At 49.5% G+C, this 22,007-nt stretch carries 18 protein-coding genes; 9 read left to right on the top strand and 9 right to left on the bottom strand.

All coding sequences use genetic code 11. From position 1 onward, the window contains the following. The first annotated feature begins 266 nt into the window (after nt 1-266). The 9 genes from M0R70_03925 (at nt 267) to M0R70_03965 (ending at nt 11,674) form a co-directional block, all read left to right on the top strand. A complete protein-coding gene (locus M0R70_03925; protein MCK9418513.1) occupies nt 267-2,489 on the top strand; it encodes a cobalamin-dependent protein in 2,223 nt (740 codons plus the stop codon). A gap of 55 nt (nt 2,490-2,544) precedes the next feature. Further along, entirely contained in the window at nt 2,545-4,005 is a 1,461-nt protein-coding gene (locus tag M0R70_03930; protein ID MCK9418514.1) for a B12-binding domain-containing radical SAM protein, read from the top strand. Nucleotides 4,006-4,089: 84 nt separating this feature from the next. Beyond that, complete coding sequence (locus M0R70_03935) at nt 4,090-4,803, top strand: class I SAM-dependent methyltransferase (protein MCK9418515.1); 714 nt, start codon at nt 4,090-4,092, stop codon at nt 4,801-4,803. Nucleotides 4,804-4,854: 51 nt separating this feature from the next. Continuing rightward, nucleotides 4,855-5,931: a glycosyltransferase gene (locus tag M0R70_03940; protein ID MCK9418516.1), complete on the top strand. Its 1,077-nt coding sequence runs from the start codon at nt 4,855-4,857 to the stop codon at nt 5,929-5,931. A gap of 80 nt (nt 5,932-6,011) precedes the next feature. Next, complete coding sequence (locus tag M0R70_03945) at nt 6,012-7,013, top strand: glycosyltransferase family 2 protein (GenBank protein MCK9418517.1); 1,002 nt, start codon at nt 6,012-6,014, stop codon at nt 7,011-7,013. Beyond that, nucleotides 7,010-8,032: a glycosyltransferase gene (locus tag M0R70_03950; protein MCK9418518.1), complete on the top strand. Its 1,023-nt coding sequence runs from the start codon at nt 7,010-7,012 to the stop codon at nt 8,030-8,032. Before M0R70_03945 ends, M0R70_03950 begins: the two co-directional genes overlap by 4 nt. Beyond that, entirely contained in the window at nt 8,029-9,030 is a 1,002-nt protein-coding gene (locus tag M0R70_03955; GenBank protein MCK9418519.1) for a glycosyltransferase, read from the top strand. Before M0R70_03950 ends, M0R70_03955 begins: the two co-directional genes overlap by 4 nt. 136 nt (nt 9,031-9,166) lie before the next feature. Continuing rightward, the gene (locus M0R70_03960) at nt 9,167-10,426 is read left to right on the top strand and encodes a class I SAM-dependent methyltransferase (protein ID MCK9418520.1); all 1,260 of its coding nucleotides are present in this window, start codon (nt 9,167-9,169) and stop codon (nt 10,424-10,426) included. 96 nt (nt 10,427-10,522) lie between these two features. After that, on the top strand, nt 10,523-11,674 hold the full coding sequence (locus M0R70_03965; GenBank protein MCK9418521.1) for a glycosyltransferase family 4 protein: 1,152 nt from the start codon (nt 10,523-10,525) through the stop codon (nt 11,672-11,674). On the opposite strand, the gene M0R70_03970 is transcribed toward M0R70_03965, so the two are convergent. The 9 genes from M0R70_03970 to M0R70_04010 all read right to left on the bottom strand — a co-directional run bounded on the left by M0R70_03970 (nt 11,658) and on the right by M0R70_04010 (nt 21,978). Then, a complete protein-coding gene (locus M0R70_03970; GenBank protein ID MCK9418522.1) occupies nt 11,658-12,857 on the bottom strand; it encodes a glycosyltransferase family 39 protein in 1,200 nt (399 codons plus the stop codon). The two genes, M0R70_03965 and M0R70_03970, sit on opposite strands and share 17 nt — an antisense overlap. A gap of 112 nt (nt 12,858-12,969) precedes the next feature. Further along, nucleotides 12,970-13,344, bottom strand: coding sequence for a DUF2304 domain-containing protein (locus tag M0R70_03975; protein ID MCK9418523.1), 375 nt, complete (start codon nt 13,342-13,344; stop codon nt 12,970-12,972). A gap of 3 nt (nt 13,345-13,347) precedes the next feature. After that, on the bottom strand, nt 13,348-14,043 hold the full coding sequence (locus M0R70_03980; GenBank protein MCK9418524.1) for a glycosyltransferase family 2 protein: 696 nt from the start codon (nt 14,041-14,043) through the stop codon (nt 13,348-13,350). A gap of 3 nt (nt 14,044-14,046) precedes the next feature. Continuing rightward, complete coding sequence (locus M0R70_03985; protein ID MCK9418525.1) at nt 14,047-15,093, bottom strand: glycosyltransferase family 2 protein; 1,047 nt, start codon at nt 15,091-15,093, stop codon at nt 14,047-14,049. Nucleotides 15,094-15,219: 126 nt separating this feature from the next. Further along, complete coding sequence (locus M0R70_03990; GenBank protein ID MCK9418526.1) at nt 15,220-15,675, bottom strand: DUF2062 domain-containing protein; 456 nt, start codon at nt 15,673-15,675, stop codon at nt 15,220-15,222. Nucleotides 15,676-15,688: 13 nt separating this feature from the next. Beyond that, complete coding sequence (locus M0R70_03995; protein ID MCK9418527.1) at nt 15,689-16,828, bottom strand: thiamine-monophosphate kinase; 1,140 nt, start codon at nt 16,826-16,828, stop codon at nt 15,689-15,691. Between the two features lie 137 nt (nt 16,829-16,965). Further along, nucleotides 16,966-19,377, bottom strand: a complete 2,412-nt coding sequence (gene lon / locus M0R70_04000) for an endopeptidase La (protein ID MCK9418528.1) — start codon at nt 19,375-19,377, stop codon at nt 16,966-16,968. Between the two features lie 148 nt (nt 19,378-19,525). Then, a complete protein-coding gene (galU, locus tag M0R70_04005) occupies nt 19,526-20,398 on the bottom strand; it encodes a UTP--glucose-1-phosphate uridylyltransferase GalU (GenBank protein MCK9418529.1) in 873 nt (290 codons plus the stop codon). A gap of 170 nt (nt 20,399-20,568) precedes the next feature. Beyond that, a complete protein-coding gene (locus tag M0R70_04010) occupies nt 20,569-21,978 on the bottom strand; it encodes an MlaD family protein (protein ID MCK9418530.1) in 1,410 nt (469 codons plus the stop codon). Between the last annotated feature and the right edge of the window lie 29 nt (nt 21,979-22,007).

The raw sequence follows: 22,007 nt of genomic DNA on the forward strand, positions 1-22,007 counted from the left end.
TTTGACCGGCTTCAGGAGCGGACAGTAAAAGATGACATGAGAATACACTCTGAAGAGTATCACAGGGACTCCTTGCAAATCATCAAGTTATTTAACAAAGGACTGCGTTACGGCGTCATCAAGAGATCTGTATAAATGCCATAATTATCAGGTATATTTCTACAATTTAAAAATAACGCAATAGAGCCAGCGGTAGTGGAAACAACCGCAACTTTGAAAAGATGTGCGTTGAGAATAATTAATTATACGAGGAGTATCTTTTGCTCATGAAAATATTACTCATAAATCCCAGCGGTGGATATCCCCATGAATTCCCCCCCTTAGGAATCCTTTCTATCGCCTCCGTGTTGAAAAACGAAGGCCATGCTGTCAAGTTTTTCGACGAGGGGGCGCTGCAGAGGGACAAGATGACTCTGCTTGATTATATAAAAGAATTTAACCCAAACGTATTAGGTCTTTCACTGTACACCTCTAATATCGTTGCAACCTTCAAGACTATTTCAACATTGCGATCATTGTGCCCGACAAGCACCATTATCGTTGGCGGACCACATGCCACTGTTCTGCCCGAAAGAACACTGCTTGAGTGTAAAGACATCGATTTCCTTATATGCGGTGAAGGAGAACTTACCACAAAGGAGTTGATTGAGTCACTACAGGGGAAACGGGATATTCATCAAGTCAAAGGCCTCTATTTTCGCGAAAAGGAATCTATTATTAAAACAGAACAACGTGAATTTATCGTTGACCTGGATACGATTCCGATACCAGACCATGACTTCCTTGATCGTTTTTCTTATTCTTATGGTGTGTTGCGCGTCGGTAAAAAAGTTGCGACAATAATGTCATCTCGTGGTTGTCCCTTTGATTGCTCATTTTGCGCCGCCAAAGCCGTGTGGAGAACGAGTTTCCGCAGAAGAAGTCCTGAAAATGTTGCCGACGAAATCGAGTTGCTCATAAACACCCACGGGCATGATGAAATTTATTTCATGGACGACCTCTTTGCCGTAGACAAAAATTGGCTTAATAAATTATACGCTGCTATGAAAAAGAGAGCGATAACCGTCCCTTGGAAATGCCTTGGCAGGGTGGACTTGCTCACCCTTGCCGATTATCAAAAAATGGCCGATAACGGCTGTTATCTCATCCAATTTGGCGTTGAGTCAGGAGACGATGACATACTGATAGATATAAACAAAAAAATAAACACGGATCAGGTGCGGAAGGCATTTGCTGAGGCAAAACAAGCGCGACTGAACACCTACGGTTTTTTCATCGTTGGCCATAAGTTGGACACCTATGAAACCATTCTTAAAACGATATATTTTGCCCGATATCTAAAGCCGGATTTTGTCTCCTTCTTTGCATCAGTGCCATTTCCTGGAACAAAACTGTATGATTCTCTTCCTGAACATGCGAAGTATAATTGGGATCTGATACGATATACAAGTTATTGGCAAGAAAAGATGCCGGTACAATTATGCGCGGTAGATACACAAGATTTGCGAAAATTTGAGCTGCAAGCTCATACTGCCGTATATGTAACCGCATCCCATCTTATAAATATTCTATTTGGCCGTCGCCAAAAAAGAATTATGGTTTGGAAATTATTGATGTTCTTTAATCACCTGATGCAACGCCTCATTTTTTCCATACGAGGAACGTGGATATTGGCTCGATTCCAAAATCTGGATCTTACCAGCCATATTCGCAAAAAATCTTTTTCAACTTATTGGAGACATCATTTTAGTTTGGCAGACACATCTGATGCAGTGAAGCGCCATATTCTTGACAGAGCGCCTTTTTACGATGTCATACAAAAGGCCATTAAGTCAACGCAGGCTACGAATGTGCTTGGTGTCGGTTGTGGTACCGCGATAGATTCACATCATCTTTCCTTAGTGCATCCTCAGGTGCTATTTTTCTCCACTGATAAATCTCCCGAGACGGTGGCTGTTGCCACTAAAATTGGAGCCGTCCTGGGTTCGCGTGCGAAGGTATTCGTTGATAATGCAGAGTCTATGCAATCTAAACAAGATCAGTTTGATATTGTTTTTAATCAGGGACTTTTGGAATATTATAAAACTACCGACCGGCTCATGATAGAACAATTACGCGTGCTAAAACCGCGTGGTTACCTTATCGTCGATGTCCCTCAAAAATATAACCTTTATACTGTCTTCAAACACAGAAGGATGCGCGAAGGAATATGGGAACACGGATGGGAACAGGAATTTTCTTATGGCGATTTAAAGCGAATCGGACGTAATCTCGGCCTCGAAATAGTGAATGTCAGTGCCCACGGATATGGATATAAACAAGACTATGGCTTCAGTAGCCTTCCTCGAACCGTGAGGCGGGCTGCCGATAGTTACAATCCCCTTGTGGCTGGACCTGGCAGAATCGTCTTCAAAATCCTCTCCATATTGGAGCGATATTTTGGTCATTATTTTATGCAGAACATAACGGTAGTTTACCGGAAAAAGTAAGAATGCCCCTATCGGATCTACGGATTTTGCACATAAGGCGGGACGGACCCTCTCTATGAGAAAACTAACGTTGGTAAATATTAGCAAGGGTTTTGAATCAGGAATCATCCCTTTGGGACTTACCTCAATATCAGCGTATCTTAAAAAACATGGTAATTTTAATGATATAACCCTTCTTGATTCAAACTGTCAGGATATATATCAGTCATTGAAACGAACGGATATCGTCGGAATCAGCGCCGTCACCCAGGATATTAAAAATGCAACGTTATTTGCCGGGCATGTAAAGTCACACTATGATATACCAGTTATTCTCGGTGGAGTTCATATTTCCACTTACAGAAAACTACCGGCACCGTTTGATTTGGGCGTCATCGGGGAAGGCGAAGAAACCATGCTCGAACTGATGCAGCTTCCGGACTATTCTAAATCAACCCTGAAGAACGTAAAAGGAATCTGCTTTAACGAAAATGGGGAAACGTTTTTTACCGAGCCACGCGAATTAATATCCGACCTTGACAGTATCCCCATGCCTGATCGGGATATCGCAAACCTGGATTATTATTTGAAACCCAGACAAATTATTCCCTACCACGTCGGCCGATCACTGACCATGATCAGCAGCCGCGGCTGCCCTTTTACGTGCGTCTTTTGCTCTACAAAAGTACACTGGAAAAGATTCAGGGGGTTTTCCGCAAAACGGGTGCTTGAGGAAATTGAACTCTTAATAGGTAAATATCAAGCCGAGATCATCCATATATTCGATGACCTGTTCATCGCAGACAAACAGCGCTTGGCGGAAATCCACCATGAAATCTTGAAACGAGGCATCAACAAAAAGGTTAAGTTCATGTGCCTCGTTCGAGCAGATATGCTCGACGATCCGACGATGACGATGTTGAAAGACATGAACGTGGTTGTAACAGGCATCGGCATGGAATCCGGCTGCGAGAAGATTCTTTCTTATTTAAAACGACGGACTACAACAATTGATAAAAATCGTTACGCTATTGAACTTTCCCATAAATATGGTATCCCTACGATGGGCTCTTTCATGCTGGGCAATCCCGGAGAAACGGAACAGGACCTTTTGCAAACGCTGGACTTCATCAGGAGCTATCGGTATTCCCCCTATCTTTCTCCGCTTTCGTATATAGCAACGGCATTTCCCGGTACAGATTTTTGGGACTACGGCAAGAAGAAGGGCATCAACGTAGAAGATATCGATAAGATTGTAATGGATATACCGAACGATATTCATAAACTCGACGGTGCTCCTCTCCTAACCGACATCCCCAAAGAAAGATTTTTTTCGATCATACAAAAGTTTGCCAAAGAAGGCCGTTATAGCTCGGTTAAACATCACATTTTTCTTTCTCGCGGTATTGTAAGCATCGGCAAAGCCTATGCTAATGGAATTGTCATAGAAAAAAATCCGTTCAGAGGTATTATCGAGGTCACAAAAATTATCATCAACTTCATTAAATTGAAGTACGCTGCACGCAATAGCCGATAATGCGTAGCGTTTGAACATGACATTAAACCACCTGCGATTCGCATCGGCATGCAAGCGTCACCATCATTCGGGAGAGAACAACCCATGTCATCTGAAGTTTTGCGGGAAACGGCCCAGATCCGCCAGGCGCGGCTAGAGTTGCGCAGACGCAGGTTGAACTGCATGAGTTCTCCGCTGAGGCATATTCTTATGCGCACCGGGCTTATCAGGGGCGTCAAGATCGGCGACGAGTTAAAGAGCTGGGACGTCCTGAAGACGGCCCGTTTCATTGAAGACCATGTAGATCGCAATGCACCGGTGCTCGATATCGGCGCGTACGCTTCGGAGATCCTCTGCATCCTTCACCGGATTGGCTACTCGAACCTGACGGGCGTGGACCTGAATCCCGACATCGGTCGTATGCCCTATGCGGACAGAATCCGCTATGTTGTATCTGACTTCATGCATACGCCGTTCGAGGACAGGTCCTTCGCGGCCGTCACCGCGATCTCCGTAATCGAACACGGGTTCAATGCACCGGCGCTGCTCGCAGAAATTTCACGCGTTTTGAAACCGGGGGGGGTCTTTATAGCGTCAGTTGACTATTGGCCGGATAAGATCATCACGGATGGTATTAAAGTGTTCGGGATGGACTGGTGTATATTTTCAAAAGATGAGTTGCTTGCTTTTTTTAAGTATGCCGAGACATTCGGGTTTGCTCCTCTCGGAGATATCAGTCTGTCAACCGTAGCGCCAACTATCTCGTGGGAAGGGAAACAATACACCTTCTCATGGTTCGCAATTCAAAAAAGGATATAACGGATAATCGCAAACAGTGTGTGATTCATTCGCTTTTCGGTGTCTACTCATATGAACGTGTCCTTATATACATCATGGAACTCACAATGCGGTATAGCTGATTATTCCGCACAATTCAAGGCGGCTCTTGAAAAATCGGGGGCCACCGTAGCGATCGTTCCGGTTGGCAATAAAAAAGGGGCCTTCGACCTCATCCATCTCGGGAAAATGATGAATGATGCGGATATCGCTCATGTCCAGCATGATTTTTCCTTTTTCGCGAACGTCAACATCTCTCTGTATCGTTCCTTTGTGCATTGCGCGCTCTTTCTGCGACAGATCAGGATTCCTACGGTGCTTTCCATGCATGAATTAGTACCTCTTCGTGTAGGTTTGCGCCGGTTTCCATTGCTAGGCCTTTACCGTATGATATTCTCCCTGGTGGATGTCATAACTGTCCACACAGACAAACACCGTAGGTCAATTTTGGCAATGGGGATTCCCGCGACCAAAGTGGTCCTCATGCCCCATCCCATCCCAGAAATCGAACTTCCCTCCGAGTCTAAGGGACACTATAAAAAGTTATTCGAGGTTGAGGGAAAACAGGTGCTTACTGTCTTTGGATTCCTGAACAGCAGAAAAGGTTACGACCTGGTCCTCGATGCCATTAAAGATCTTGACGACTGCGTTTTTCTTATTGCTGGCGGACAGCATCCTAACGACAAGACCGGCTATGTCGAGCAACTAATGAATAAGATCACAGAGATAAAACTTGCACATAGGGTAAAGATATTAGGCTATATTCCTGAATCACAAATCACGGCTGTCATGGGTGCAACGGATATCATACTTGCCCCTTTTCGTGACATGCCGGGATCAGGCTCTCTGAGCTTGGGTGTTGCCTACAACAAACCCATTATCGGTTCGGATATAGACCAGATGAAGGAATTGCAGTCAAGGGGTATTGGCGCTGATATTTTCAGGATCAATAAGGTCGGTGATCTGAGAGATAAAATAGTCTCTCTGTTAAATAACACACGAAAACAATCTGAACTCGAGCAATTATCAAGGTCCTATGCCCATGAATACAGTTACCGTAAAACCGCGACAAGGTTTTGCGAACTCTATGCGAGGTTACCGAAGCGCTGAAGAACGGAAGGACTTATCGGCATCAATTGGCGGATTAATGACTTACAAATTTAATAGCGGCTTCTCTTCGCCCCGAATACATGAATAATATTCTTCTTTCGATATGCATTCCCGTCTATAATTTCGGGGCCTTCATCGGGAAGACGCTCGAAAGTATCATATCTCAGGCATCAGATGCTGTTGAGATCGTGGTTGTAGATGGCGCATCAACTGACAACACCATTGATGTTATTAAGACATATCAGAAGAGATTTCCACGCTTACGCTATCATCGACTGGAAAAAAGAGGCGGCATTGACCGGGATATGGCAAAAACAGTAGAACTGGCGGCAGGAAACTACTGCTGGCTCTTTAGTGGCGATGATATTATGAGACCGGGTGCCATATCCCGGGCTCTGAATGAACTTTCTTCTGAGATTGACCTTCTCCTTTGTGAATCCATGCTCTGTGGTTTCGATATGCACCCTGTAACTAAGCATAAGATGTTGGATATTGATGCTAAACAGGTGTTCGATCTGGGGAATAAGAACGATCGCTTACGCTACTTCAGACTGGCCAGAAATACGGGCGCTTTTTTCAGCTTTTGTGGCGCTCTTATTTTCAAGAAAGACGTATGGAATCTTGTCGCGTTCAACGAAGCATTCGCAGGATCTTGCTGGGCCCATGCGGCGCGGTTCTTTGAAATAATCCCGAGGGGATTGAAGGTAAAGTATCTTCCCGATCCTTTCCTGGACAAACGAGGTGACAACGATTCATTTCTCGATAAAGGCATCGTCAACCGCTATAAGCTCGGGATTGATGGCTATCATAGATTAGCAGACGCCTTTTTTGGCCATGATAGCATCGAGGCTTTTCATATTCGACGCGTCGTCCAACATGAGTTTCCACCTCACGTCCTGTTGCATGCCAAACTGGAATGTCATGATAATAATCTTCATGAAGACCGCTTAGTTCTCGATCGCCTGGCATATCAAGCCTATTCTGATCCGGTGATCATAAGCCGCATATATTTGTATATCTACAAATTGACACCCCTGTTGTTTTATCGTATCTTAAAATCAATTCGGGCAATGTTTAAATGATAAACATAAAACTATCCATCTGCATCCCATTGTACAATTTCGGCGCCTTCATCGGCGATACGCTTTCGAGCATCCTCCCCCAGGCGACAGATGAGGTAGAGATTGTGGTCGTCGATGGGGCTTCTACAGACAACACCTCCGAGGTGATCTCGTCCTTCCAACGTACATTTCCTCGACTGCGCTATCACCGCCTTGATAAAAAAGGCGGCATCGACCGCGACATGGCGAAGGCCGTGGAGCTGGCGATAGGCGAGTACTGCTGGCTCTTCGGTGGCGACGACATCATGATGCCGGGTGCGATTGCAAATGTTTTGAATGAAATCAAACATGGATACGATTTATTCTTGTGTGAGTCTATCCTGTGCGGAAAAGATATGCATCCGATCAGAAAGCACAATATTTTTTCCATCAGCTCGGAACGACTATTCGATCTGAAAGATATAAATGACCGGAAAGATTATTTTTCGACCGCCCTGAATACCGCCGCTTTTTTCAGTTTCTGCAGCTCCCTTGTCTTTAAAAGATCATGTTGGACCGCTATCGAACTCGATGAGCGGTTCGTGGGTTCGCACTGGGCCCACGTGGCTCGTTTTTTCAGAATGATCCCTGCGGGGTTACTGGTAAAGTATATACCCGAACCACAGCTTTATAAACGCGGCGAAAATGACTCTTTTCTCGGGCAAGGTATGGTCAATCGTTATCGAATTACCATCGAGGGCTATGACAAACTCGCCAATACTTTTTTTGGAAAACAGAGTATCGAGGCTTCCCACATTCGTCGCACGATCAAGGCCGAACACAACCTCAAGAGCATTCTGGATGCAAAGTTGATATGCCACCAGAGTGGCCTGCTGGCGGACCTTAAGGTTCTTGATCAGTTGGTATCGACACTCTACTTCGATCCAATAATGTCGAACCGAGCAAGTTTGTTTGTTTACCAGTATACACCCATATTTGTTCTTTCAATTGCCAAGCCGATATACAGCTTTATTCAATCTTACCTGCTCGGAGCAAAATGAGTTCTATTCGGCTATCAATATGTATTCCGACATACAACTTCGGCAACTTTATCGGAGAGACGCTTGAAAGTATTATCCGGCAAGCAACGGATGAAGTTGAGATTGTGGTCGTCGATGGCGCTTCCACAGATAACACCGAGGAGATCGTCCGTGACTATCAGAAGCGTTTTCCCAGACTGCGATATCACCTCATTGATAAAAAAGGAGGCATCGATAAGGATTTAGCCAAAGCCGTGGAGCTTGCACAGGGCGATTACTGCTGGCTATTGTCGAGCGATGATGTTCTTAAAAGTGGGGCGATCGACAGGATACTTCACGAAATGGCTGCAGGATATGACATCTATTTATGTAATCGGACTGAATGTGATAAAAACATGCATCCGATTCATAATCGATCATGGCTTTCGCGAAAAACGGGCGATGCCGTATTTAGCCTTTCCGTTAAATCCGACCTCCTCCACTATCTCAGCAAGGCGATATCGATAGGGGCGCTCTTTAGCTATATGAGTTCCATTATTGTTCTCCAAAATAAATGGAGCAAAACAGGGTATGACGAAAGATTCACCGCAACCAACTACGCTCACGCCTTCCGGCTGCTGACGATTCTGATAAATGGTGGTAAACTGGGATACATCAAAGACCCCCTCGTGCTCTGTCGAGGTGACAATGACAGCTTTCTTCAGAAAGGAACTGCCCACAGGTTTTTGATTGATCTGGATGGTTATCAGTTCTTAGGGTCTCGCCTTTTTCACGATAAAGATACCCTTCGCAGCTTTCACGCAGTCATTCGCAGAGAATTCAAATGGTATGTCTTCGCTGGCATGAGCAATGCGGTTGATAACGCCGAATGGAGTGCAATCGAGCCCAAACTACTGTCATTTGGATATTCACGAACTGCATTGAGGATCGCCAGAATAATCGGATCTTCACGGTTTCTTGTTTCTTCAGCCCGACGTCTCAGGGAGGCTCTTCGACGGTTACGTTTCAATAACTCATAGAATGGATCTCTAGTATTATTTTGACTTCCAATAAGTTATTTAGTAACATAGTTTATCGAGTTGCATAGTTGTATAAGATATTGTCTTTCGGGTTAGCCGTTAGTGAAGTTCAATATGCCCACGAAGGGAGTATTCCATGCACCTCACCCATAGAAATACCTGTCGCGTTTGCGGTTCGTCAGCGTTAACCAAGGTTATTGACCTTGGCGAACAATATTTGCAGGGTTCATTTGTCAAGCCGGGCAAGGAACTGCCGGCAATGAGAAAGATTCCTACCGTCTTATTGCGCTGCGATCCCACGAGAGATGAAAAAGCGTGCGGACTCCTGCAGATGGCGCATTCAGTCCCGCCAAAGATACTGTATTCGGCCTATTGGTACCGGTCGGGGACCAACCAGACCATGCGCGATCACCTCAAAGGAATTGCACGTGAAGCTGCCGGCATGATGAGCAATAAAAGCGCTCGCGTGCTCGACATCGGCTGTAATGACGGCACGTTATTGAAATACTATCCTAAAACGTTCGTCAAATTCGGCATCGACCCTTCTGATATCGCGCAGGAGATCAAGGGAGATATAAAAGTCGTTCAGGACACGTTCCCATCCGAAAAATTAGCAAAGGAGACCGCGGGGAAAAAATTCAACGTCATTACTTCGATTGCCATGTTCTACGATCTTGAGGAACCGGTGACCTTCGTGACAAACATCAAGGATTCTCTTGCGGCCGAAGGCATATGGATCTTCGAAATGTCCTACATGCCTGCGATGCTGAAAATGAACTCCTATGACACCATTTGTCATGAACATTTAGAATATTACAGCCTTGCGGTAATTGAGAATATCCTGAAACGAGCGAGCATGAAAGTGATCAGGGTCGGTCTGAATGATATCAATGGCGGCAGCATCCGCTGCTATGCAACTCACGCTGACAACTTTAAATTTAACAAAAAAGAATATTCCCAGCCTTTGGAAACGCTGCGTCAGGAGGAATTTGACCTCGAACTCGATACTGACAAGCCCTATAGAAATTTTCAGGAGCGGATCAACATCCACAGAGATGAATTGACGACCCTTTTGAAACGATTAAAAGCCGAAGGCAAGAAGATCCATATCTATGGCGCTTCCACCAAGGGGAACACTATTCTGCAATGGTGCGGGATAGACCGCTTCATCATCGACTGCGCTGCCGACAGGAATCCTGATAAATATGGCGCCCGTACCCTTGGCACGGACATTCCCATCGTGAGCGAAGAAGAGTCCAGGGCAATGAAGCCTGATTATTATCTGGTTTTACCCTGGCACTTTAAAAAAGAATTTCTTGAAAGAGAAAAAGAAACGCTCGGTCGGGGGATCGGAATGATATTCCCATTGCCGGTGATCGAAGTGATAAAAAAGTAATTCGCGCCGTCATTGATCGCCGGAGCAGCAGTCGTTCCCATTCCAAGGAATGACTGCTCTGAGATATCTGTATCAACAGCTTTTCAGGAGACACCTGTGCGAATCGGGATCAATGCGCTTTACTTACTGCCTGGCAAAGTAGGCGGATCCGAAATATATATCAGAAATCTTGCAAAGCATCTCTCGAAGATCGACAAGGATAACACCTATTTCATATTCATTAACAAAGAGAGCATAGGGGTTTTCCAGGAATTAGTCCCTCGTCTGAATATCATACGCTGTCCCCTGCAAGCGACCAATCGTCCAGTACGAATCCTTTGGGAACAATGCGTATTACCCTTTCAGGTCCTGCGCCACAAGATCGATGTGCTTTTGTCCGCGGGAATGACGTCCCCTTTCTTCTGCCCGGTGCCTTCAGTTCTTGTTATTTACGACCTTCAGCATGTCAATCAGCCGGAGAATTTCTCCCGTCTCTATCTCTTCTTTCTCAAGACCATCATCTATCTAAGCGCTAAAACTTCGCAGGGGATCATAACGATCTCCGAGCAGGTAAAGAAGGATGTTATAAAATACTATAAGATCGCTGCTGATAAAATAGCCGTCGCACACCTGGCCGTCAACCATGAACTGTTCTTCCCCCTGGGCAGTGATAACCTGGCGTTTATCAGGACAAAATATAATTTGCCTGAACGATATATCCTCTATGCCGCTGCATTGCTGCCCCATAAAAACCATGCAAGGCTATTAGCGGCATTCAAAGAAATAGTAAAGGAAATACCGGGAACAAAACTGGTATTGACCGGCGCGTGGGACAAAGGGCGGGATACGATAGCCGGCTTGATATCGGCGTTAGGCTTAAAAAATAACATCATCCTGCTTGGCTGGCTTCCTTTTGAGGATATCCCTTACCTTTATCGAGGGGCGGAGGTGTTTATTTTCCCCTCTCTTCATGAAGGGTTTGGACTTCCCATCCTGGAAGCAATGGCGAGCGGCGTGCCTGTCGTATGTTCCCGGATAGAACCGCTTATCGAAATTGCAGGAGGCGCGGCCCTTCTGGTGGATCCGCATGATCCCTCTGATATTTCGAGGGGAATCTTATCTGTTCTGAGGGACAAGACCTTACGGATCAAGCTCATTGAGGCAGGGATTCTCAGGGCGAAGACATTTACCTGGGAAAGGACCGCGAATAAAACCCTGGCTTTTCTATGCACGAACATGCCCCGCAGAAAAATTACGAAGCTGTCTTAGATGCCATTTCTTCGTCAAACCGGGAACTTTTTTTCAGCAGTTGCCGTGCCTCCCACCACTCAAAAAGACCCTCATACGCGACGACAAACACGATGAAAAAACCGATTGACGGCATGTACGCGCGATGCTCGAAGATGACATCGATGATCGGTACGAAGCTCTGAACAGGCGACAGGCCGATATAGAACCATGCCACGCCAAAGGGGATCAAAAGCCATCCCTTCTTTTTGTAAAGCCAGAAAGCCGCACTCACGACAACAATATGTCCTATGAATGACAGGATTGTCGGGAACTCAAACAATGTTCCGGCAATGCGATAATCATAATCAAGGTTCTGTTTGATGGGCAGGAACAGGAGCCTGATATAGGTCCAGATAACATTAAGAGAGGTAAGCCAGTAGGTTTTTGCCGTGATGCCCGACGTTGTTGCCACATTAAAACCGATACCGGCACCCGAACTGGACGCGGCAAAAAGGTCAAGATTGCGCAAGACAATCACCCATGGGACAGCAACTGCTATATATACCATCCATCGGGAAGCGACAACGCGAAACTTGCCCTCGGCAATGAACAGATAATCATAGAGCATCAGAAGCGCCGGCAAGGTCACCGCCCATTCCTTTGATCCCATGGAAAGGGCTGCGGTAAAGAATGCTCCCACATAGTAGGAGACCTTCTGCGTCCGCGCACCTTTAATGAACAGAAGAAATGTTGCAAGGTAGAAGAAAGTCGCCAGCAATTCCGTACGGGTAATAATATACGTCACCGCCTCGGTCTGAATAGGATGCACGGCAAACAGGAGCGCGCCGAACAACGCCATCCGTTTGGCCTTTTCCCGATATTTATTTTCCAGGAGCGGCAGGTTCAGCGTCCGGAACATGAACAGATAGACGAAGATGCTGTTTGCGATGTGGAACGAGATATTAAAAACATGCCAACCAACGACATTCAATCCGTTGAGCTGATAATTGAGCATCAAACTCAGGTAAACCACAGGCCGAACCCCGGCAAGCAGCATGCTGATATTATCAGAAGTCATCCGTTTGATGGATGCGTTTTCCACAATGGAGGGGTTGTCGTCAAAATGAAAGCTTGCCGTAAAGGTATTGGAATACGCGATCAGGATCAGACCCGCAATGATGCAAGATGCGATCAGGGTAAATCTCCTGCTTGCGAAAAACATATTCACTTTCTCCGTTAACAACTGCATGGCTGCCACCGTCCCCCTTACGTTCTATACTATTGCTCGAAAATGTAGCACGGATATTGGCTGAAGTAAAGAATATTCCCGGTCATTAATCCTTTGCATCATGCTTGTCCATGGTCCGGCCCTTGCCTTCCACCATCTCCAGCCGCAATAGTGCCAGCTCTTGGGCCAGTTGTTTGTTCTTTTCGGACAATCCCGAGATGACCGAGGAAAAGTGCAGGGTTATCATCAAAAGGAACAGAAAGGCCAGAAGAAAGAGAAACGAGGGAGGGTAATAGATGCCTACCAGGGACGATACATACTCCAGCAGCCCTCGTGATGAAGCGAAGACCAGCAGAACCGTGCCGGCGAAAAGCCAGAGCAGGGAATATTTTTCTTTTAACCGCCCTCTCCTGATCAATTCAACGATCAAGAGCAAACCCGATCCGCAACCCACGATAGCCATTATTTTCAATACGTCCATGGTTCACCTCACTTTTTTCATCAGATCGATAAAAATAGCCATGAGCACTTTCGTCATGTAATAAATAGAGCGTATTGGCGTTATCGATGACCTGCCGCCGGTGCGTTCCCGCATGGCGGCGGGAACCTCCGCCATCCGCAGGCCGATCTTATGCAGGAGGACCAGTGCCTCGACCTCGGGATAGTCATCGGGGTAGGTATAGGCAAAGAACTCAATTACCCGCCGGTTCGCTGCCCGGAAACCGGAGGTGCTGTCCGTCACCGTCATGCCCAGAATATGGGAAAGGACGAACGAGAATATCCCCATTCCCATCTTTCTGAAGACAGGGGCCTTATATCCCCCAATGCTCATAAATCTCGATCCGACTACGAGATCCGCCCGATTCGCCTGAAGCGGCTCAAGCAACCGTTTTATCTCGCTGGCCAGATGTTGCCCATCGCCGTCGAACTGTACCGCGATATCATAGGCATTCCGTTCCGCGTACAGATACCCTGCCTGGACCGCGCCGCCGATACCGAGGTTGAACGGCAGATCCAATACCGTAACCTCTAATTTGCGCGCGACCTTCGCGGTATCGTCGAAAGACCCATCGTTTACCACGAGCACATCCGCTGAGGGAATATGCTCCCTGAGGTCCCGGATCACTCCGGGAAGGCTTGCTTCTTCATTGTATGCAGGTACGATGACCAATGTTTTCATACGTTATTCTTTCAGCGCTATCTCGTATGCCGATATACGGAACTTGCAAAACAGGCGGTAGAGTTCGCGGCGGCCGATTTTTCTTACTGTTGAAAACGCGCGCCGCTGCCTGATAATGCCCGGCAGCGCCGAGAGCGCCGAATACCATGCCTTGAGCAGGACCGCCATCGCGTCAAAGATTGACCGCTGTTCCGTAAATCTGCCGCTTGCCCCCTTGCCGGCCAGCGCGCCGTACAGATGGAAGAGAAGTCGCGTAAGCGTCCCGAGGGGACTGATCAGGATCATTTCCATTGGATAATATTTCAGCAGCACCCATATCCGGTTTCGCTCGACCAGAAACGCCTTGAACGGAGAATGGGCGGATGATGAAGCAGAATACTTGTGATACACTTTCGCCGAAGGCACATAGATGCATTGCCACCCGGCCAGTCTGGCGCGAAGACCGAGATCGACGTCATCGGCATACGCAAAAAACTCTTCGTCGAACAGACCGACCTCGTCCAGCATCTCCCGACGGTAGAGGCCCGCGCATCCGCTCGGAAAGAATGCCTCTCCCGTTTGGTCATATTGCCCTTCGTCTTTCTCCATCCGCCCCTTTCCCCTCCCCAGTCCATCCGGATACAGAAGGAGCCCGACGTTGTCAATGATATTGGGATTGTCATAGGAAAGTATCTTCGAGGCCCACATACCGACGTTAGCAGGGCCTGCCTCCGCTTCCTTCAGCAGGTTTGGGATCCATTCAGGATCAACCCTGGTATCATTATTCAGAAGCGCAATATACTTGCCGGAAGCGATCCGGATTCCGGCGTTATTGCCTCCGGCAAAACCAATGTTCTCCGGCAGACTGACCACCCTTACGTCACGGTACCGTTCCAGCACATACTCCGCAGAACCATCCTGTGAACCGTTGTCAACCAGGATGATCTCGACCCCGCCGACGCTCTGCGCAAGCAGCGAATCAAGACATTCTCCCAGAAGATACTTCCCGTTCCAATTGACAATGACCACAGAGATGAGCACGTGCTTCAAAGAGCCATGATCTTTCCCCATGTTATAAGAACAGCATGCATACTCGTTGTCAATCATAATCCATCGCTGCCAAACCATCGGCTTTTGGCATGAGCAACAGACAGCGTGATCTGAACAATCGGTCCACACCCGGAAAGCAGCAATCGATCAACAGGTTTTTTCACGATCCCTTTCCCTTCGATAGCGGACCACCGCCCAATAGATGAAGAAATAAGACACCATCGCCGCAATGACCCCTGCCACGACCGTCCCCGCAACAAAGGGCCACAGGTAGGGCCTCAAAATATGATACGCGCTGGAAACGGTGAGTGTCTGCCATGCGATGACCGGCGTAACAATCGTACTCCCGGTTATGATAATGCCGAACCACAGACAAAATCCATACAGAGGGACCATGGTCCAGGGATTATTCACGAATGCCGCAGTGAAGACCACCAGTTTGTTCAAACGGAATATCCATGCAAAAAAAAAGACGCTGGCCGTATGCAATCCAATGGTTGGTGAAAATGCAATGAAAATCCCGACGGCAAAAGCAGTTGCAAGCATGTTCGGCGGGTCATTCAGCTGGAACAGACTTCTGATGCGGTCCCTGATATAGTTCATGTGAGCATGCTTCTCAGAATGGTGATGTTGAGCGTTTCGCGCACGTGTTGACCCTTTTTTTGAAATGATTATATCCTGAAGGCTTCAGAGCGGTTTTTCTTCCCGCCGCGTTCACCAGATACATTCTCTTTTCTGTCATAATCATCCCGATCTCGGTAACGGGAATATGCAGCGCCTGCAATTTCTTCATCTGCGCCGACGGCACGGTGAACAGAAGTTCATAGTCCTCCCCGCCGGACAAGGCATAGTGAAGAGCCGGTTTATTGAGGTGGTCTGCTGATCTCAGGAGCGATCGGGAAAGAGGTATTGCATCGGAACGGAGGACAGCGCCTACGCCGCTCTCCTCGCAGAGGTGGGACAGATCCGAAGAAAGACCGTCACTGACATCGATCATCGAACTTGCGCACCCGGAAAGCGCGATCCGCCTCCCCCACTCCACGCGAGGCACTGGTCGAAGATGACGCTTAATAAGTGCGGAGATCCCCCGATTAATTCGCTCGAGGGCAGGCTCCGTGAGGAGTGCGGAGTTAACGTCTTTACCGCTGACCCCCGACTTCCGACTCCTGACTCCTGACCTCTGACCCCTGACCCCTGACCCCTGACTCCTGACCAATGATTTCAGAAGTTCCAGCCCAGCCCCCGAATCGCCAAGCGTTCCGGTAACGAATATCCTATCTCCCCGCTTTGCCCCTGCGCGAGAGATAACCGTTCTTTTTTTCGCTTCCCCGAGAGCGGTTACGCTTATAACAAGACCACCTTTTGAGGAGCAGGTATCTCCGCCCACAAGGACCGTCTTATGGACCCGTAAGAGCGCATTGAACCCCTGGTAAAATTCCATCACTGCCTCAACAGGAATGCGCGCCGGGAGCGCGAGCGAGGTGAGACAGAACCGGGGCACGCCCCCCATCGCCGCAATGTCGCTCAAGTTTATTGCGGCGGATTTCCAGCCAAGCGAATAAAAATCCGTACTGGAGAGGTCAAAATGCACACCCTCGATCAGCATATCGGTTGTTGCCAGAAGAAGTGTCGCGGGACCGTGTTTCAGAACAGCGGCATCGTCCCCCATGCCGATCGTCGTATCAGGTGATCGCCTGGAAGACAGCTGCTGAATGGCATGTATCAGGCCGAATTCGCCCAGGTTTGATAGTTTCATTTTATCATTCTGCCATGGAGATACGAAGTTTGAACTCCCATGAAGGATGGACGCCGTAATTCTCGATGGACGATGGACGATTAAGACTCTTCGTCCGTCGTCCCTTCGTCCGTCGTCCCTCGTCGCTGTTTCTGCCTTCAGCGCTTGACCCGGGCCCTGCCGGTCACTTTTTTCTTCGCGATCTTGCGGGGCAGCGTCTTGCGGAGCGCTGCGGCGAGCACATCGTCCACGATCGTCGCGAAGATAAAATGCATGTCCTTGCGCAGGTACTTCGGAAGATCCTCGAGGTCCTTTTCGTTCTCCTTCGGGAGTATCACGGTCTTGATCCCTGCCCTGCGGGCGGCGAGTGTCTTTTCCTTGAGCCCGCCGATCGGCATGACCCTGCCGCGGAGGGTCACCTCGCCGGTCATGGCAATGTCCTTCCGCACCGGTGTATTCGTAAAGACCGATGCCAGGGCCGTGGCCATGGTCACGCCGGCTGACGGGCCGTCCTTGGGGATCGCGCCTGCCGGCACATGGATATGGACATCCGTCTTTGCGAAGACGTCGGGCTGGATGCCGAGCTTCTCGGCACGGGAACGAACATACGTGAGCGCCGCATGGGCAGACTCTTTCATCACATCGCCCAAATGCCCGGTGAGCGTGAGCTGCCCTTTGCCGCGCATGGTCGTTGCTTCAATATACAGGATATCGCCGCCCGTCTCGGTCCAGGCCAGTCCGGTCACCACGCCGACCTCATCCTGCTCGCGCTCCACCTCGGGCATGAACCTCTGCACGCCAAGATACGTATGCAGGTTCTGCGGAGTGATCGTGACCAGTCCCTCTTCGCCTTCGGCGACCTTCCGTGCGATCTTGCGGCAAAGATGTCCGATCTCACGCTCGAGGTTCCGCACCCCGGCTTCACGCGTATACTGCGCGATGACATCGAGGAGCGTCTTGTCCGGTATGCTGATCTGCTTATCCGTGATCCCATGCTCCGTCAACTGCCTCGGGATCAGGTAGCTCTTCGCGATGCCGAGCTTTTCCTGCTCCGTGTAACCCGAAAGGCGGATGATCTCCATGCGGTCCCTGAGCGGGCTGGGGATCGGGTCGGTCATGTTCGCGGTCGTGATGAACATCACGCGCGACAAATCGAACGGCATGCCGATATAGTGGTCGCTGAAGGAATTGTTCTGTTCGGGGTCGAGCACTTCGAGCAGGGCCGCCGACGGATCGCCCCGGAAGTCGGCGCCGATCTTGTCGATCTCGTCGAGCATGAAGACCGGGTTGTTGTTTCCCGCGGTCTTGATGCCCTGGATGATCCTGCCGGGAAGCGCGCCGACGTAGGTCCTGCGGTGGCCGCGTATCTCGGCTTCATCGCGTACCCCGCCGAGCGAAATGCGCACGAACTCGCGGCCCAGGGCGCGCGCGATCGATTTTCCGAGGGAGGTCTTGCCCACGCCCGGAGGGCCGACAAAGCACAGGATCGGTCCCTTCATCTTCTCTTTCAGCTTGCGAACGGCGAGATATTCGATGATGCGCTCCTTCACCTTCTCAAGATCATAGTGGTCTTCCTCGAGTACCTTGTGCGCCGCTTTGAGATCGAGATTGTCCTTCGTAGACTTGCTCCAGGGAAGCTCGGACAGCCATTCGATGTAGGTACGCGTCATGGAGGCCTCGGCCGCATCGGGATGCATGCGCTCGAGCCTCCGAAGCTGTTTCTCGGCCTCTTTCGCGGCCTTCTCCGGCATCTTGGCTTCTTTGATCTTCTCGCGCAGTTCCCGCATGTCCTCGGACCGGTCGTCCGTCTCGCCAAGCTCGCGCTGGATCGCCTTCAGCTGCTCCCGCAGAAAGTACTCGCGCTGTGTCTTGTCGATTTCACCGCGAACATCGGCCTGGATCTTCTGCTGCATCGAAAGCAGCTCGATCTCCTTGCCGAGCGCCTCGTTGATGCGCTTAATCCGTTGAAGAGGATCGGTGATCTCAAGAATCTCCTGGGCCTGTTCCACCTTGAGACCCATGTTCGCAATGGCCAGATCAGCGAGTTTGCCGGGGTCGTCCACATTCTCGATGACCACCATGATGTCGGGAAGGATCACCTTGCCGAAGGAAACCAGGCGTTCGATCTGCTCCTTCACGTTCCGCATCAGGGCCTCGGTCTCGAGATTCACCGAAACCGGGACATCGGGAAACGTCTTGATCTCGACCTGATAAAAGGGTTCCTTCATGAGGAACTTCACCGTCTTCGCCCGTGCAACTCCCTGGACAAGGATCTTGATGCGGCCGTCCGGCAGCTTCAACATCCGCATGATCACGCCGACCGTGCCGACGGAATAGAGGTCCGACGGCGAAGGGTTCTCCACATTAATATCCTTCTGTGAGGTCAGGAATATCATGCGGTTCCCTTCAAGCGCCACTTCGATGGCCTTGATGGACATCTCTCTTCCCACAAAAAGCGGAAGCACCATATACGGGAAGACCACGATATCCCTGATCGGGAGCAACGGTATCTTTTTGGGGATCTCTATTGATTGCTGGAGATCTATGCTTTTCGTTTCAGTCTTTGCCAAACCGGCCTCCTGTTTTTTTAACTCCGATGGAAGATGGACGCCGTATTTCTCGATGGATGCTTTTTCGTCCGTCGTCCCTCGTCCGTCGCCCTTCGTTTTTTCGTTTCTCGTCCTTAGTCTCTCGTCCTTCGTCCTTCGTCAATTCGACTCACAGCTTCAGCTTCTGAAGATAACTTCTGAACTCATGGCCGAATTCCCGGTTCTTCAGCCCAAACTGGACCGTTGCCTTTAAAAATCCCAGCTTATCGCCTGCATCGTGCCGTACTCCCTCGAATTCATACGCGTAGATCGGCTGCTTTCCCATAAGCCGCTTGAGTCCATCCGTCAGTTGGATTTCGCCGCCCTTGCCCGGCTTTGTTTGTTCGAGAGCGGTAAAAATTTCCGGGGTGAGGATATAGCGGCCGATGATCGCGAGATCGGAGGGGGCCTCGTTCGGAGAGGGTTTCTCCACCAGATCTTTCACGAGGTATACTCCGTCCTCGATCTTCTTCGCATCAATGATGCCGTAGTTCCGCGTCTGCGACTTCGGGACCTTCTGGATCGCCAGGATCGTGGCAGGATATCGTTGAAAGACTTTCATCATTTGCTTGAGCGCCGGCGTCTTTGCATCAATGATATCATCGCCGAGCAATACGGCGAACGGTTCGTCGCCGATCACGCGTTTTGCGGTCAGCACCGCGTGTCCAAGACCCAGCGCCTTTTTCTGCCGTATATAACAGAACGTCACCAGATCGGCGATCAGCTGCATCTCGGAGAGCAGCTTATGTTTGCCCTTTGCCTTGAGGTCTTCCTCGAGTTCGAACGCTACATCAAAATGGTCCTCGATCGCCCGTTTGCCCCGGCCGGTGATCAACACGATCTCGTCGATGCCGGACGCCACGGCCTCTTCCACCACATACTGGATAAGCGGCTTGTCCACCAGCGGCATCATCTCTTTCGGAGAAGCTTTGGTGGCCGGTAAAAATCTGGTCCCCAGTCCGGCAGCGGGAAAAACCGCTTTTGTAATTACTTTATTCGCCATAGTGTCCTGAGCGTTATTCTAAGTAACTATCCGGCAAATGTCAAGAAAAGACGGGAATACGCGGAGCGCATGGCGTATAGGATACGACGCATGGGGCATAGAGCATGGCGCAAAGGGTAGAGTCTCTCTGCTCTGCTCTGCTCTTCGCGCTCTGCACGTTGCGAATTCCGTCACTTCGGTATAGGCACGCTTCCCATGAGATATTTCAGGTCTTCATCGTCAAAGCGCAGTCCCAGCCCGACGAATGCCGACGCTCGCCTGGAGTTGAGAGCGTTATCATAGCCGGCGTTCACGAAGACCGTCTTGCCGAGTCCGACGCCGGCCGTTGCCTTCACGTGGGCCTTCTCATTCCCGGGCTCCCTGCTGCTGAAGTTCCAGGAATCAATGCTGAATTTGATCCGGTCGTTGAACGCGAAATAATCCGCTCCGACACCGCCCGTGGACTCGATCAGACCGAGACGGAGCGCGAGGTTGCCCCAGCGTTTGGCGAACTCAAGGCTGAACTTGAACTTGTCTTCATAGGTCTCCGTCACGATCGTACTGCCGGGCGTGGTGGTGGTCGTCGTCCGGTTATAGTTCGAGAAGGGATCGGACGTTATTTCGAGGATATAGTATTGGTCCATCCTGGGTTTGATCTCCAGCGTAACATAGCTCTTGGCGTCGGGGAACATATATTCGCTCCGGAACGCAACAATCGTCTTCATCCGCTCGATCCGTGAGGTATAATCGCTGATCCCCTTGGCCGCGCTGTCGATGTTGTTGTACATGCCCTCCTCATTGACCAGCTTGCCGATCGTACCCTCTCCGCGATCGATCTTCCGCGCGGCGTTGTCAAGGGAAGCCAGCGCCAGTTCGGCGCTCTTCGACGCTTCTTTGATGTTCTCCATCGTCACCTTGATGTTGTCGCGGTTCTCGCCTACGACGCCGTTGAGGCTGGCGACCAGTTCGTTCAGCCTCATCACCATTTCACTGCCGTCGCTCTGGAGCGTAGTGGAAAAATCCTTGATATTCGCCGTGGTCTGACGCAGGTCATTCAGCATATCTTCCATGGACCGGGCGCCACGCTCGGTCCCGAAGACCTGGCTGAGCGACGCCGTCACCTGTTTAATGTCATCGGAAATAGACGAAAGCTGGTTAATGAGCTTGTCCACGTCGCTCGGCGATACCGTTGCCTGTACCCGCTCGCCATCCTGATAATCGGAGGTGCTGTCAGGCGAGGCCTGTCCGGGCTTGCCGTTCTTGATGGGCACGAATTCCACATACTTCTCGCCGAGAAGGCCCATGGTCTTGATCATGGCCTCTGTCCCCCGCGGTATCTTCACCTCCGGCTGGATCCGTACCGTCACCTTGGCACGATTGTCCTCGAGTTCCACTTTTTCGACCAATCCGATTTTCACCCCGGCCATTCGTACCGATGACTTGGTATCGAGTCCTGCCACGGAGTCAAATGCCGCCTGCAGGGTATACCCTTCTTTTTCGCCGAACTGGTATTTGCCTACCGCAAAGGTCATATACAGAAGAAGTATCGATCCAACAATGACCAGCAAACCCACCTTTGCCTCTGCGCTCAGTTTGTTCATGGAAGCCCCTTTATTAGTGCGGAGCGTGC

It is taken from the genome of Nitrospirota bacterium (assembly GCA_023229435.1).
Classification (GTDB): Bacteria; Nitrospirota; UBA9217; order UBA9217; family UBA9217; genus JALNZF01.

What these genes read in the sequence shown, in the direction of transcription:
- M0R70_03995 (MCK9418527.1), bottom strand. Translation starts at nt 16,828, where the DNA reads ATGAAACTATCAAACCTGGGCGAATTCGGCCTGATACATGCCATTCAG.
- M0R70_03930 (MCK9418514.1), top strand. Translation starts at nt 2,545, where the DNA reads ATGAGAAAACTAACGTTGGTAAATATTAGCAAGGGTTTTGAATCAGGA.
- M0R70_03935 (MCK9418515.1), top strand. Translation starts at nt 4,090, where the DNA reads ATGTCATCTGAAGTTTTGCGGGAAACGGCCCAGATCCGCCAGGCGCGG.
- M0R70_03985 (MCK9418525.1), bottom strand. Translation starts at nt 15,093, where the DNA reads ATGGGGAAAGATCATGGCTCTTTGAAGCACGTGCTCATCTCTGTGGTC.
- M0R70_03970 (MCK9418522.1), bottom strand. Translation starts at nt 12,857, where the DNA reads ATGTTTTTCGCAAGCAGGAGATTTACCCTGATCGCATCTTGCATCATT.
- M0R70_03960 (MCK9418520.1), top strand. Translation starts at nt 9,167, where the DNA reads ATGCACCTCACCCATAGAAATACCTGTCGCGTTTGCGGTTCGTCAGCG.
- M0R70_03925 (MCK9418513.1), top strand. Translation starts at nt 267, where the DNA reads ATGAAAATATTACTCATAAATCCCAGCGGTGGATATCCCCATGAATTC.
- M0R70_03975 (MCK9418523.1), bottom strand. Translation starts at nt 13,344, where the DNA reads ATGGACGTATTGAAAATAATGGCTATCGTGGGTTGCGGATCGGGTTTG.
- galU (MCK9418529.1), bottom strand. Translation starts at nt 20,398, where the DNA reads ATGGCGAATAAAGTAATTACAAAAGCGGTTTTTCCCGCTGCCGGACTG.
- M0R70_03945 (MCK9418517.1), top strand. Translation starts at nt 6,012, where the DNA reads ATGAATAATATTCTTCTTTCGATATGCATTCCCGTCTATAATTTCGGG.
- M0R70_03955 (MCK9418519.1), top strand. Translation starts at nt 8,029, where the DNA reads ATGAGTTCTATTCGGCTATCAATATGTATTCCGACATACAACTTCGGC.
- M0R70_04010 (MCK9418530.1), bottom strand. Translation starts at nt 21,978, where the DNA reads ATGAACAAACTGAGCGCAGAGGCAAAGGTGGGTTTGCTGGTCATTGTT.
- M0R70_03940 (MCK9418516.1), top strand. Translation starts at nt 4,855, where the DNA reads ATGAACGTGTCCTTATATACATCATGGAACTCACAATGCGGTATAGCT.
- M0R70_03950 (MCK9418518.1), top strand. Translation starts at nt 7,010, where the DNA reads ATGATAAACATAAAACTATCCATCTGCATCCCATTGTACAATTTCGGC.
- M0R70_03980 (MCK9418524.1), bottom strand. Translation starts at nt 14,043, where the DNA reads ATGAAAACATTGGTCATCGTACCTGCATACAATGAAGAAGCAAGCCTT.
- M0R70_03990 (MCK9418526.1), bottom strand. Translation starts at nt 15,675, where the DNA reads ATGAACTATATCAGGGACCGCATCAGAAGTCTGTTCCAGCTGAATGAC.